This window comes from Streptomyces sp. JLBG701, from assembly GCF_058544905.1.
On sequence record NZ_CM178588.1, the window covers coordinates 7,051,054 to 7,065,603 of the forward strand.

The 14,550-nt window shown below is 67.8% G+C and carries 5 protein-coding genes; 3 read left to right on the forward strand and 2 right to left on the reverse strand.

Annotated elements, in window-relative coordinates; genetic code table 11:
• The first annotated feature begins 1 nt into the window (after position 1).
• The gene (locus AC5DRG_RS32740) at positions 2–922 is read left to right on the forward strand and encodes a serine/threonine kinase C-terminal domain-containing protein (protein ID WP_491803086.1); all 921 of its coding nucleotides are present in this window, start codon (positions 2–4) and stop codon (positions 920–922) included.
• Positions 923–948: 26 nt separating this feature from the next.
• On the opposite strand, the gene AC5DRG_RS32745 is transcribed toward AC5DRG_RS32740, so the two are convergent.
• Entirely contained in the window at positions 949–1,500 is a 552-nt protein-coding gene (locus AC5DRG_RS32745) for a siderophore-interacting protein (protein WP_491813223.1), read from the reverse strand.
• Between the two features lie 260 nt (positions 1,501–1,760).
• Positions 1,761–5,333 carry a DNRLRE domain-containing protein gene (locus tag AC5DRG_RS32750; RefSeq protein WP_491803088.1) on the reverse strand — a complete coding sequence of 1,191 codons (3,573 nt, stop codon included), beginning with the start codon at positions 5,331–5,333 and terminating at the stop codon, positions 1,761–1,763.
• A 614-nt stretch (positions 5,334–5,947) separates the two neighbouring features.
• Between AC5DRG_RS32750 and AC5DRG_RS32755 the strand changes: the two genes are divergently transcribed.
• Both AC5DRG_RS32755 and AC5DRG_RS32760 read left to right on the forward strand, forming a co-directional pair.
• A complete protein-coding gene (locus tag AC5DRG_RS32755; protein ID WP_491803089.1) occupies positions 5,948–13,987 on the forward strand; it encodes a ricin-type beta-trefoil lectin domain protein in 8,040 nt (2,679 codons plus the stop codon).
• Positions 13,981–14,544, forward strand: a complete 564-nt coding sequence (locus tag AC5DRG_RS32760; RefSeq protein WP_491803090.1) for a hypothetical protein — start codon at positions 13,981–13,983, stop codon at positions 14,542–14,544. The genes AC5DRG_RS32755 and AC5DRG_RS32760 overlap by 7 nt, the downstream gene beginning before the upstream one ends.
• Positions 14,545–14,550 lie beyond the last annotated feature (6 nt).

Genomic DNA, 14,550 nt, shown 5'->3' on the forward strand with positions numbered 1-14,550 from the left:
GATGGGCGGCGGGGGCGCCGGCGAGGTTCGGTGGAACAAGGACACGCAGTCGTGGGAGCGGGTGGCGGGCGCGGGCGGTCACCCCGCCCCGCCTCCACCGCCGGTGAGACCCGCCTGGCCACCGACGGCCGGGGGGACGACGCCCGACTCCGGTGGCGGGGCGCCGGGACAATGGTGGGCCGGGGACACGGCGGGCGGCGCGGTCCCGACCGACTGGCCGCAGCCGCCCCCCGTACCGCCCGGTGATCCGCGCGGACGCCGGGGCAGGGTCATCGCCGCCGCGGTCGCCGCGGCGGTCGTGGTCACCGCGCTGGCGTCCTGGCTCGCGGTCGATCTGGCGGGGGACGACGGTGACGACACGGCGGGCGCCGCCTCGTCGAGCCCGCCCGGCGTGTCCCAGATCCAGACGCCGACGGACACCCCGACGGACGGCGACTCGCCCTCCGAGACCCCGTTCACCGACGCGTCCGAGTCGCCGGACGTACCCGCCGGATACCTGGCGGTCGACGACCCCTCGGGTTTCTCCACCGTCGTCCCCGAGACCTGGACCCGCAGCGAGCGGGACGGCGGAGCCGTCGTCTTCTACACCTCGCCCGACGAGAGCAGCCTGCTGCAGATCTTCGAGGTGGTCGAAGCGGGCTACACCCCCGACGCCGCCCTCGACGTCGCCGTCGACAGCCTCTCCGCGCAGCCGGGCTTCGCGGAGATCAGCCGGGGTTCCGTCCCCGAGGAGACGTACGCGAGCGAACTCGTCTACGAGTACGACAGCGAGGAGATCGGCGAGCGGGTGAGGGCCGTCGACCGGGTCTTCCAGACGGACGACGGCCGCCTCTACGCGATGGTCGTCCGAGGCACCACAGCCGACTGGCCCGCGACGCAGGAGGTACTCCAGAACGCCAGAGCGGCGTTCACACCGAGCTGACTGAAGCGGCCCCAGGCATCCGCTTCTCAGTCCAACCCCCGCTTGCCCGGCGCCCAGAACGGCTTGGTGAGTACGGATCGCCGGTCCCAGCCCAACTCCCGTACGAGCAACTGCCGTACGGACTGCACGGTCCGTGCCTCCCCGGCGACATAGGCCACCCCGCCGGACGCGGGAGCCAGCTGCCGTACGGCGTCCGGCAGTGAAGTGCCTCCTCGTACCGCCCAGTTAAGCCGCTCGGCGTGCTGGAGCGGCAGTCGGTCGGACACTGTTTCCGTCTCCACGCATCCGGAGACGTGGGCTCCGTCCGGCAGTGCCGCGAGCATCGCGCCGAAGGCGACCGACGCGGTTTCCTCGCCGACGAAGACGTGGTGCGTGGCGTCCGGCCGCAGGACGAACGACCCCTCGGGCTTGCCGAGATGGAGCTCGTCGCCGACCTTCACGCTCCGCCCCCACCGTGCCCCGGGCCCCGCCTCCGCATGGTCCAGCACGCACAACTCGACGGCGCCCGAGGGGTCGTAGCGCCACACGGAGTACGTCCGCAGGGTCGTGGGGGAGAAACGGGAAGAGGACGGCGACATGAGCCGGAACGCCCGCACGGGCTGAGGGGTCCAGTCGGTCACGCCACGCTCGAACAGCAGGTTCTGCCTCGGGGACCCTCACGATGAGTCCCGACTGCCCTGCTTGAAACGCACCGGAGTCGTCGCCTGCTTACGATCGCGGCCGCTCGAACTGGGGTTGGCCTGGCATCCGTGGCATGACGCCGATCCCACCCCCGCATGGCAACGGGGCTACCCGGCCCACGGCCGGACAGCCCCGTCACAACACCTTCAGTGATCCTCTAGCCGATGGCTCCGACGGTGAGGGTCTTACCGGTGGAGGTGGTGGCGCTGATGCCGGTGGCCGTGCCGTCGAGGCGGTAGAGGAGGCCGGCGGGGGTGAGGGCCCAGATGTCGGGGAGGTCGGTGCTGGTCATGCCGGGGCTGCCGTAGAGGTAGGGGTAGGTGGCGGTGGTGAAGCCGCCCTCGGCGTAGAGGTCGTCGCCGTCGAGGCTGACGGCGGAGCTGGCCAGGGTGGCCCAGTCGGTGGTGCCGGTGGAGGTGGCTGCGGAGTGGCGGAGCCAGAGGTTGCCCGCGGCGGTACGGAAGATCATGTCGGTGGTGCCGTCGGCGTTGAAGTCGGCGAGGGTGACGATGTCGCGGTCCACCCAGGCGCTGGCGGAGAGCCGGGTGGCGGTGGCGAAGCTGCCGCCGCTGTAACCGGAGAAGATCCACAGGGCGTCGCCGGAGACGGCGAGGAGTTCGGGTTGTTCGTCGGCGTTGGCGTCGCCCATCGACTTGATCTCGGTGAGGGTGGCGGGGTCGGGGGCGTTCGAGGGGAGCTGGATCTTCTGGCGCTGGGAGACGTCGGTGCCGCCGTATCCGTCGCCGGGGTAGAGGTAGAGGTCGCCGTCCGGGGTGCGGACGATGAAGTCGGTGATGCCGTCGCCGGGGGCGAAGTCGCCGTTGTGGGTGATGAGGGCGTAGGTGCTGCTGCCGTTCCACCAGTGGCCGATGGAGGTGGAGGCGGTGAGGAGGGTGCCCTCGTCGTGGGTGGTCTGGGCGGAGGCGACGTGGGTGCCGGTGTTGGTGATGTTCTCGATGTAGAGCCGGCCGTCGGTGCGGATGGTGGCGAAGTCGGGGATCTGGTCGCCGGTGTAGTCGGCGGCGCCGTCCGGTACGGCCTTGGGGGTGACGTAGAAGACGTACTTGCGGGCGTTGGAGGGGTTGCCGGCGGCGTCGTACGCCATCACGTAGAGGACGTTGGGGCCGGCCAGGGTGGGACTGCCGGTGACGGTCTTCGAGGTGACGGCGGTGGAGCAGGAGGCGGTGGGGCCGCCGGTGGTGCCGGAGGTGGAGGCGCAGACCCAGTTGGCGTACGTGGTGGTGTTGAAGGAGTACGCGAACTTCACCACGTCGGTGTCGGTGGTGGAGAAGGTGAAGGCGCCGGAGGTGCCGAAGGTGACCGTCGACCAGATGCTGCCGTTCGCGCTGTTGCCCTTGGCATCGACGTCCTCGGGGAAGACGGTGGAGACGACCCCGGGGGTGGTGGGCAGGGAGGTGTCGTAGTGGAAGCGGCAGACGCTGTCACCGGAGGTGGGGGCCCAGCCGGAGTCGGTGCCGTCGTCGTCCTCGGCCCTTACCCGCCAGGAGTAGTCGTAGCCGGTGTGGAAGTTGGAGGCGGTGATCGCCCAGGATGCGGCGCCGGTGGTGGTGGCGGCCGTCACGGTCTTGGTGACCTTGGTGGTGGTGCTGTAACCGGTGCGCCAGTACTCGAAGTAGAGGGAGGCGAGGTCACCGTCGGGGTCGGTGGCCTTGGCGGACAGGGTGATGGTGCTCTGCTTGCCGATGTTGATGTAGGGGCTGGTCGAGGTGTCGCAGGTGCCGGCGGTGATGGCCAGGTTGGTGGGGGTGTTCGGGGCGCGGAGGTAGTTGATGGACAGGGCGGGGGCACTGGATCCCTCGGCCTTGAACTTCTTCCAGGTGTAGGCGTCGGTCTCGGCGGTTGAGCCGGAGGCGGAGTTGGCGCGCAGCCCGATGGTGAAGGAGGTCCAGCCGCCGTTGGCGGCGGACTGGGCCAGGGACTTGATGCTGAAGTTGACGTAGGCGTCCGGGCAGCTGCTGGACTTGTAGCCGTGTGCGAAGGACTGCTCGGTGATGAGCGTCTTCCAGGACGGCTGATTGTTCCAGGTGGTGGACGAGGAGATGCCGCCCGTGTGCCACAACTCGACCTGGCGGGCCGAGCACGACCAGGAATGGGTCTCCAGGACCTTCACGGTGGCGGACTGGACGGTGGCGCCCTTGATCGCTTTCTTGAGCTTGAGCCTGAAGAAGGAGCGGGCGGTGCCCCAGGTGTCGGACTCGTAGCCGACACGGGCCTCGGTGGTGCCGGTGTTGTAGTTCGCGCCGTCGAAGAAGCTGGAGGACGGGTACTTCTTGTAGGCGGTGGTCCAGGCGTCGGTGACACCGGAGACCGAGGGGTCGATGAAGACCGGGTACGTGGTGTCGGGCGAGGTGAGGAGCTTGGTGTCTGCCTGCACGGTGAGGTAGGCGCCGTCGGTCAGGAGGGCCTCGGCGGTGGCGGCGTGCGTGCCGGGGACGGGGCCGGCCAGACCCTGCAGGGCCAGGGTGTCGGCTGTGGACAGGCCGGCCGGGACCGCGCGGGTGAAGCTCGCGGGCTCGGCGCCGGCGGTCTCGGTGTCGTCGCCCGTACCGGCTTCGGGGGAAGCGGTCGCGGACGTTGATCCGCTGTCCGGGGTGGCCTCCTCCGGGATGACGGCCTCGTCGTTCTCGCCCTCGGTGATGGTCTCCTCGTCCGACTCCTCCGAGGCCGACGCGCTGGGCTCGGCCTCGGTGGCCTCGTCGGCGGGTTCGGGGTCGTCGCCGATCGTGGTGTCGGGGGTGCCCGCGGAATCCCACATCAGAGGGGTGGGGGAGACGGCGACCTCGGTGCCGTCGGAGGTGTGAGCGGTGACCGTGTCGGTGGCCGGGTCGATCTGGAAGCTGAGGTCGGGAGAGGTCAGCCGGTAGGTCAGCTCGGTCAGGGCCTCGTCGGCCGCCGCCTCGGGGGTGTGGACGATCAGCACGTGGGAGAAGCCGCTGTCACGGGCGGTCAGCAGGAGGTCCACGTCGGGAAGGACGTCCTGGTAGAGGGCCTGGGAGTCGGTGATGACGGGCTCGGGCAGGGCGCCCGGCCAGGACACGGTCAGTTCGTGTCCGCCGGTGGTGAGGGTGACCAGGTCCGACCAGGTGGTCGGGATGGTGGGGGTCGCCGGGTCCTCCTCGGTGGACCCGGTGCCCGTCTCGTCGTCGGCGGCGTACGCGGCCTGCCGTGCACTGGTGTAGGCGGCGTGCTGTGGACCGGTGTAACTGGCCTGCCGCAGGCCCGACTTGACCACGCCGCCGTTGTCGTCGCCGTTGCTCTTGCCGGAGTCGCCGGCGGAGAAGGTGACCGGGGTCGGAGAGGCCGTGGTGGCCCATCCCTCTTCGGTGGCGACCAGGCTGGTGTCGATGTCCTGCCACTGCCCGTCGGCGTTCTTCGCGCGGATCGGCTGGGCGTGGGTGGTGAGGGTGAAGGTTCCGTCGGGGTTGGCGTAGGTCGTGGACGACTCGTCGCGCAGCGCGGTCACCTCGACCTTCTTGCCGGTGGCGCGGGCCTTGTCCTGGGCGGTGTCCTCGCTCACCAACTTGACCTTGGCGGCGGGCTTCTCCGCTCCTGCGTCGGAAGTGCCGAAGCCGAGGTCGGACTCCAACAGGGCCAGGCCCAGAGCGGTCGCCGTGACTGCGGCGACCAGCGCCACAAGTGGCTTGGTCCGCCGGTGGCCGGCTCTCTTGGTGGGTTGCTCGTCCACGGTGTTTCCCGTCCCCTCACGCATGTCTCTGAACTCCGCCCCGAATTCCTCTCCGGCCGTTTTCGGACACACCACGGGCAAGAGGATCGCTGGGGAAGTATCACCCCTCCTGTGAACAGAGTTTGAAGACGCATCAAATGCTGTGGAGAACCTGTGGGTGCGCGACGGCGTGGGGGAAATGCCTGAAGGGGCGCGTCAACTCTCGCCGTGCGGCGGGGAGATCGGACATGAGGTGACGAATTGGGTGAATGTGCAGGTCAAGTTACCCGTATTTTGCCTGTTCCATGCCAAATGAATAGTTCCTCTTGGGTTGTGCTGTTGCGAGGAAATAGCCCATTCCTGCGCACGGTTGAGCCCTTTTTCTCCTCGCATGCTAATTGTGCAGTGATCTATCCGTTATAAAGGCTGGCCGGTATTGACCGAAGATCCTCACGGCATGTACAAATCGCGCTCGTATCAATCGTGTTGTGACGCCGCCTGCCCAAACACCGTGCTGTCGAGGGTGTTTCGGGATTCCGGGATTGCGTGGGTTGAAGAGGGCGGGGTCGGCGGTGCGCAGTGCTTCCTGGTGTGGGCGCGGGACGTTGAGAACGACGCGGGCGCGGCGGGTGCGGCGCACGCGGGCCCGACTTGCGGTGGTGGCCGGCCTGTTCCTGGCGCTGATGCTGGGGGCCTCGCCGGTGGCCTATGCCGTGCCCGCCACGGACGACGCCCGTACCGGGGTGGACCTGGAGGAGCTGCCCGAGGCCGACGCACTGGCCGAGGACAGCGCCACGGCGACTTCACTTGAGTCTCTGGAGACGGTGACCTCTACCGAAGTCGACGACTTCCAGGCCCTGAACACCGACCCCATCGAGGGCGGTTCGGCCGCGGCCAGTCTGACCGGTCTTGAGGCCGGGGAGCTGGTGAAGGTCACCGCCACGGACGGTACGGTCCCGGTCGAGATCGGCGCGCCGGAGGACGCGACCGCCGCGGAGGCCACAGCCCTTGAGGGCAGCTGGTCGGTGGGGATGGCCTCGGACGCGGAGGCGGACGCCGCCGGTGTGGAGGGCGTGGTCCTGGAGGTCGCACCGCCCACCACGGCGACGGGCGACGCGGTCATCGCGCTGGACGCGGCGGACTTCTCGCAGAACTACGGCGCGGAGTGGATGGACCGCCTGGACTTCTGGATGTACCCGTCCTGCTTCCTCACCACCCCCGATGTGGAGGGCTGTTCGCAGCCGACCGCGGTGCCCACCGAGGTGGTGTACGACGAGGTCGCCACCACCATCACCGACACGACCGTCGACGAGGACACCGGGCAGAGCACCACCACCCAGAAGGCGAGCACCGACCTCGCGCCGACCGTCCGCGTCACGGTGGACGTGGCGGCACTGGTGGCCGACCCGACCGCCACCACGTCCACGGCGACGACGGCCGCCGCGACCGGTACGGGGTCGGTGTCCAACGCCCTCTACACCCCCACGGACGACTCCGACTCCGACTCCGGCATCCGCACCATCGCGAGCGGCTCGTCGGGTTCGGGCACGCTGGTGGGTACCTCCTCGGGATCCGGCGCGGGCGGTGACTTCGCCGCGACCCCGTTGCCCGCCTCCGGTTCGTGGTCGGCGGGGTCCTCCTCGGGCGCCTTCACCTACTCCTATCCGTTGGCCGGTCCCGCGGTGCCGAACGGCCCGACGCCGAACGTGGCCTTCTCGTACAACTCGCAGTCGGTGGACGGCAAGACGTCCTCGACGAACAATCAGGCGTCCGGGATCGGCGAGGGCTGGTCCTGGGACCCGGGCAGCATCACCCGGACGTACACCAACTGCATGCTGGACGCGACCACGGGAGCGAACAACAAGGGCAAGACGTCCGCCGACCTGTGCTACGGCACCAAGAACGCGACGCTCACCCTCAACGGGACGACCACCGAGCTGGTCTACCAGTCCGGGGTGTGGAAGACCGCCAACGGCGACAACACCAAGATCGAGCTGCTGACAGACACCTCGAAGGCCAACGGGGACGACGACGGCGAGTACTGGCGCATCACCGACACGGCGGGCACCCAGTACTACTACGGGCTGAACCACCTCCCCAACTGGGCATCCGGCGACGAGACCACCGACTCGGTGTTCACCGTGCCGGTCGCCTCCAACCACGACGGTGAGCCCGGCTACAACGCCACCTTCAAGAACTCCTTCCAGGACCAGGCCTGGAAGTGGAACCTGGACTACGTCGTCGACCTCAACGGCAACGCCATGTCCCTGTGGTGGGCGTCGGAGACCAACCACTACGCCCAGGCCTTCGACTTCGACAGCCCCGTCGCCTACGAGCGCGGCGGCTACCTCAAGCGCATCGACTACGGACAGCGCTCCGACACGATGTACTCCGCCGAGCCGCTGGCCCGGATGACCTTCACCGCGGACGAGCGGTGCCTGGAGACCGAGGCCGAGTGCACCTCGGACCACTTCACCTCCGGCAACTGGTCGGAGAACTACGTCTGGTACGACACCCCCGCCGACCTGTACTGCGGCTCCTCAGGCGAGTGCATGACCCCCTCGCCGACCTTCTGGTCCCGCAAGCTGATCACCCAGGTGACCTCCTGCACCCAGCGGGTCCAGGGCGCCTCCCTGACCCCGTGGAACTCGACGACCGAGACCGGCGACCGGCACGCCTGCGCCCTGTCGGGGGAGACCAGCACCCCGCTGGCCAAGGTGGACAAGTGGTCGCTGAAGCAGTCCTTCCCTTGGGACAAGACCGGGCACTACACCGCCCTGTGGCTGGAGTCGATCACCAGGACGGGATACGGGATCGACGGGTCCACCGCGACCCTGAACCCGGTGTCCTTCCACAGCAAGCTTCTGCCCAACCGGATACCCACCAGCTCCACCGACGACGGCCCGACCTTCGACCGGCTGCGGATCGACACGGTGGTCTCGGAGTACGGCGGCGAAACCCAGGTCACCTACTCCACGCCCAAGGGGGCCTGCGCCACGGGCACCGGCTTCCCCGACTACGACGAGAACCAGCTGCTGTGCTTCCCGGTGTACTGGCACGCCGACCCCGAACTGTCCGACGAGAAGATCTCCTGGTTCCAGAAGTACGTGGTCGACAAGGTCGTCGAGATGCCGAACATGACCGGCGTCGCAGACAAGACCACCACCTACGTCTACGCCACCTTCGGTGACGCGGTCGACGGGGCGCTGTGGGCCTACAACCGGGCCGAGGGCACCCGGAAGAAGACCCGCACCTGGGACCAGTGGCGCGGCTATGTCCGGGTCACCGTCACCGTTGGCTCGGACATCGCCGACGGTTCCTCCAAGGCCACCAAGACCGCCACCCGCTACTTCCGCGGGATGGACGACGACCTGTACGTCTCCGGCAGCGGGACCAGCGCGGTGTGGAAGACGCGTGACATCACCATGGTGGACGCCGCCGGATCGACCATCAAGGCGGACAAAGAGGCGTACGCGGGCATGGCCGCCGAGGCGCTCGTCTACGCGGACGGGTCCTCCGCCGCGGACTGGGTGTCGCGGACGGTCAACATCCCCGACGACCCGACGGTCCTCGCCACCCGTGTCCGAGGGGTCGCCGACACCGACACCACCCGTGTGATCACCGACGACCCCGACCTGTACGCCTGGCGGGTCACCCTCGACACCACCAAGACGGTCACCAGGTCCTCGGGCCTGGGCGACGACGACTCCCCCCTGCGCACGGTCTCCACCCAGACCGACTACGACTCCTACGGCCTGCCCACCAAGGTCGTCTCCAACGGCGACCTCGGGGTGACCGGCGACGAGTCCTGCACCTACACGTCCTACGTCAACGACACCTCGCTGAACCTGATCGGCCTGGTCTCCTCTACGATCTCGGTGAGCGGGACGACCTGCGCGACCAGCCTGTCCTCGTCGACCGCGTCGACCCTGCTGTCGGCCTCGAAAATGGCGTACGACGGGGCGACCGCGGCCTCGACCAGCCAGACCCTGACCAAGGGCCAGGTCACCAAGGTGTGGGACCCCGTCGCGGCCGGCACCTCCTGGAACACCATCCCGTCCTCCACCACGGGCTATGACCCCTACGGGCGGGTGATCTCCTCCAAGGACTACCAGGACAACAAGGACACCATCACCTTCACCCCGGACGAGGGGCAGGTGTACTCGGTCACCTCGACCAACGCCAAGACCCAGTCCTCGACCTCCACCCTGGACCCGGGCCGCGGGGTGGGGCTGACCGAGAAGGACGCCAACAACAACATCTCCTACGTCGCCTACGACCCGCTGGGCCGGGTGTGCGCGGGCTGGGAGGCCGGCACCACCCCGAACACCACCTACGGGCCGGTGTGCGAGGAGGACCTGCCGCCCCTCGCCGACGAGGACGAGACCCCCAGGACCTGGGACGAGCAGACCACCGGCAAGCCGAACGCGACCTTCGTCTACAACACCGACCCCAACAAGCCCGTCTCGGTGGTCACTTCGGGCCTGAAGGACGACGGCACCTACACCGACACCACCGTCATCTACGACGGCCTCGGCCGGGTACGCCAGGAGCAGACCGGCGCGGTCGGCGGCAAGGGCCGCCTGATCACCGACACCCTCTACAACGGCAACGGCCAGATCAGCTCGACCAACAACGCCTACTACACCGACGGCACCCCCGACACCTCGGTCTTCGCCGCCCTCTCCACCGCGACCATCCCCAACGCCACCCAGTACACGTACGACGGCCTGGGACGCACCACCACCATCACCCCCGTCTACAACTCGTACGTCCAGGACGGCACCACCGACACCGACGGCACGAAGACCGAGAACCGCACCACCACCTACCTCTACGGCCTGGACTACACCACCGTCGTCCAGCCGACCGGCTCGGCCTCCTCGCGCACCTGGGTGGACGGCCTGGGCCGCACCACGCGGATGGACACCTTCTCCTCGAAGTCCGCCGCCGCGGCCAACTCCTTCACCGCCGCCGACTTCAACTCCACCCGCTACGCCTACGACGCGCGCGGCGACCAGACCACCGTCACCGACAGTGCCGGAAACGTCTGGAAGACCACCTACAACGCGATCGGCCAGCCGCTCACCTCCACCGACCCCGACACCGGCACCACCACCCTCACCTACGACACCCTGGGCCGGGTCGAGACCTCGAAGAACCAGACGGGGTTCACCACCAGGACCAGCTACGACGTCCTGGACCGCCCCCTTCTGGTCGAGGACGACACCACCGGCACCGACCTGCTGTCGTACACCTACGACGACACGACGGTCGCCAACGGGGTGGGCCAGCTGGCCAAGGCGACCCGCTACACCGACGGCAAGGCGTACACCACCTCGGTCGGCGGGTACACCCTGGACGGCAACCCGACGGCCAAGACCCTGACCATGCCCGCGGTGGCGTCGGGCCTGACCTCGACCGCGGAGGGCTTCGCCACCACCTACACCACCACCTACGCGTACACCGACTCCGGGCAGCTGGCCTCCTACACCACCCCCGCGATGGGCGGCCTGCCCGAGGAGAAGGTGATCGTCCGCTACAACGCCGACGGGCTGCCCGTCTCCACCTCCGGCACCGACTGGTACACCTCCCAGACCTCCTACAGCGTGTACGGAGAGGTCCTGCGCACCACCTCCGGCGAGCAGGGCTCGCGGGTGTGGACGACCAACCTGTTCGACGAGGCGACCGGACAGGCCGAGACGACCCTGGTGGACCGCGAGTCGACCTCGGACGCGACCTCGGGCCTGACCGGGCACCGGGTCAACGCCCGTACCTACGCCTACGACCTGTCGGGCAACATCACCTCCACCACCGACACCTACGCGGCCGTCGTGGACCGCCAGTGCTTCACCTACGACGGGATCGGCCAGCTCACCGAGGCCTGGACCACCCAGCGCACCGAGTGCACGGTGCCGGTCGCCACCGACGGCACGGTGAATGTGACCGCCGCCAACGCCGGGTACTGGCAGTCGTACACCTACGACGAACTGGGCAACCGCAAGACCCTCAACACCCACAACGCCAAGGTGTCGTTCCTGCTGGACGGGTCGGTGAACACCGCCGCCGACTCCACCACCTCCTACGTCTACGGCACCGAGGACGCCACGTCGGGCTCGGGAGTGGCCCAGCCGCACACCCTGACCTCGATGCAGTCCACGTACACCAACGCGGCCGGTTCGAAGGTGACCGCGGCATCCGCCCTGGAGTACGACGACCTGGGGCAGACCACCTCCCGCACGATCGGCGGCGACGAGCAGGGCATCACCTGGACCTGGGACGGCAAGGCGCAGACGGTCACGGGCTTCGGGGCCGCCGGCAAGGGCGCCTACACCTCGGGGCTGAACGCGGGCATGTGCATGGACCTCTCCTCGGGGTCCACCACGACCGGCACCGCGATCCAGATGTGGCCGTGCAACGGCACCAAGGCCGAGCAGTTCCGCATCGAGGACGCGGTCACCACCGACACCGCCACCACGGGCGCGCTGCAGGTGGTCGGGGTGTGCGTCCAGCCCGCGGGCAAGGCCACCGCGGCCGGTACCGCGGTCGTCGTCGCGGCCTGCGACGACACCGCCGCCCAGCAGTGGACGGTCACCTCCACCGGGGCCCTGAAGTACGCGGCCACCTCGATGTGCCTCGTCTCCCCGTCCAACTCCACCACCACCGGCGTCGACCTCGTCCTGGGCGCCTGCGACAGCAGCACCGCCCAGGCCTGGAACCCGGCCGACGAGACGTCCTACCTGTACGACGCGTTCGGCAACCGGATCATCTCCACCACCGCCAACGACCGGACCCTGTACCTGGACGACACCACCCTCTCGCTGCGCTCCACGGGTGCGGTGAATTACGTCGAGCGGTCCTACGCCCAGCCGGGCGCGCCCACGGTGATCCGCCGGGGTACGGGTGAGTCGAACCTGTACGCCCTGGTCACCGACCATCACGGCACGCCGATGGCCGAGATCAAGCTCACCACCGGCAACCAGACCCAATTCTCAAGGCTCGACCCGTACGGCAACGAACGCACGGAGAGCGCCAACTTCCACACCAACACGGGCTATGTCGGCGGCACCGACGACAACACGACGGGCCTGACCCACCTGGGGGCGCGCGAGTACGACCCAACGACGGGCCGCTTCCTCTCCGCCGACCCGGTCCTGGACCTCACGGATCCCCTCCAGGCCAACGGCTACAACTACTCCAACAACAACCCCGTCACCCACGCGGACCCCACCGGCCTGACCTCTACCGCCTCCACCTTCGACGCGGCCGAGGCGGCGCTGGACGCCCAGATCGCCGCCCAGGAGAAGATCCTGTCCGGGTCCGTCACGGACATCGTGCGGACCTACGGATGGGCCCTGTTCAAGGAGTTCATCGGCTGGAACGACGTCGTCAGCTGCTTCACCCAGGGCGACCTGTGGGCCTGCGGCTCCCTCCTGATCGACGCCATCCCCTGGGCGAAGGTCTTCAAGCTCGCCTACAAGGTCGCCAAGGTCGTCGACCGCATCATCAGCGGCATCAAGGCCCTGAACAAGGCGAAGGACGTAGCCCGCAAGACCATCGCCAGCCTCAAGGCCGCGAAGGCCGCCATCAAACGAGCCAAGGCCGAAGCAAAACGCAAGGCCGCCGAGGCCTTGAAGAAGGCCAAGGAGAAAGCCCTGGCGGCCAAGGCCGCCGCGAAGAAGAAAACCGGCACCGGCTCCAAGGGCACGGCCGGCAAGGCCGAACAGACCAAGGCATCCGCCGGCGCCAAGTCCAATGGCGCGAAGAAGGCGAAGGACAACCACGCCGACGGCGGGGACAGCACGGACGTCGACGACAGCGGATCGGGCGGGTCCTGCGAAAGGAAGCACAGCTTCCTGCCCGGCACCAAGGTGTTGATGGCCGACGGCACGACGAAGCCGATCGAGGAGGTCAAGAACGGCGACCAGGTGGCCTCCAACGACCCCGAGACCTCGACGACCTCGGGCACCGAGACCGCCACGGCCACCATCACCACCTACGACGACAAGGACTTCACCGTCCTGACCGTCAAGACGGCCGACGGCACGACGTCGAAGCTGACGACCACCGACACCCACCCCTTCTGGGTCACCGACCCCGCCGCCGATCCCACCGACGGCACCTGGGTGGAGGGCGAGGACCTGAAGTCGGGCCAGTGGCTCCAGACCAGCACCGGCACCCACGTCCAGATCACCGCGATCGCTCGGTATACCAAGACCCAGGTCACGCACGACCTGACTGTCAGCAACGTCCACACGTACTATGTGCTGGCGGGCGCCGCACCGGTACTCGTCCACAACTGCGATCTGTCTGATCGTGCAAGCGAAATCCATTCCGCGGAGCCAGATGAGTTCGTCCGGGATAACGTCAGCACTGTGGCTGTGGTGCGGGTGCAAACTCCTCACGGTCGAGTAGACCTGATTGCTGGCAGTGGAGATGGTTTGACACCTGCCCAGATGTCCGTTCCTCTCCGTCCAGGCGAGATGCACGTGCCCAACATTCCGGGAACGCATGCTGAGCAGAATGCCTTGTTGTACGCAAAGGCGTTTGGATACACGCCGATCGCCGGAGGGACGTCGAGAAATGTGTGTCTCAGGATTTGTGCTGCGTTCATCCGAGGGGAAGGCGGCAAGATGATGGGTAACATCTTCCCGGGTAGCTTCAAGACCACGACGCGCCAGAGGAGTTTCGAATGGTAGTGGACGCGGCGGTTGCAGAATCCCTGAGAGGTAGCGAGCGTGTCAGGCTTGCTGTGTTCGTTGCGAGCTGTACCGAGCGGATGGCGCAGCTCTTCACGGGACTTCGGGGTACAGATCCCAGCCGTGCCGAGGATGTCGATCTCTATCTGGAAGTCCTGGAAGAAATTTGGACCCTCGACCAGCCGGACAGTGAATTCTCCCCTCGCGTGGAAGCACTGCAGAGGTTTGCAGAACTTCAGCCCTCTGAAGAGGGGCTCGTGAACGTAGATGATATCTACTCCTTCTACGGGGTTCTTTGTATGCGCTATGCGGCCCTTTGTCGCGCCAATGGTGATGCCGAGGACGCGGTGCGTTGTGCCCATGCCAGCCTCACTGCACTGGGGCAGCTGGACAGGAATATTCCGCAAGGGACCTTCTTTGAAGGTGAACGCGAATATCAGCGTCGAGCGATGCTCGTTGATGTCGATATCGATGGTTCGCTCATCCAGCTCCGAGACAGCGATCGCGCTGCCAGTCGCGAGCGGCTGCTTGTGGTGAATTCAAGGATGCGGAAGTAGCGTCGC

Bases quoted from the DNA above. Each gene is read 5' to 3' on its own strand.
- AC5DRG_RS32760 (WP_491803090.1), top strand. From the start codon at position 13,981: ATGGTAGTGGACGCGGCGGTTGCAGAATCCCTGAGAGGTAGCGAGCGT.
- AC5DRG_RS32750 (WP_491803088.1), bottom strand. From the start codon at position 5,333: ATGCGTGAGGGGACGGGAAACACCGTGGACGAGCAACCCACCAAGAGA.
- AC5DRG_RS32740 (WP_491803086.1), top strand. From the start codon at position 2: ATGGGCGGCGGGGGCGCCGGCGAGGTTCGGTGGAACAAGGACACGCAG.
- AC5DRG_RS32745 (WP_491813223.1), bottom strand. From the start codon at position 1,500: ATGTCGCCGTCCTCTTCCCGTTTCTCCCCCACGACCCTGCGGACGTAC.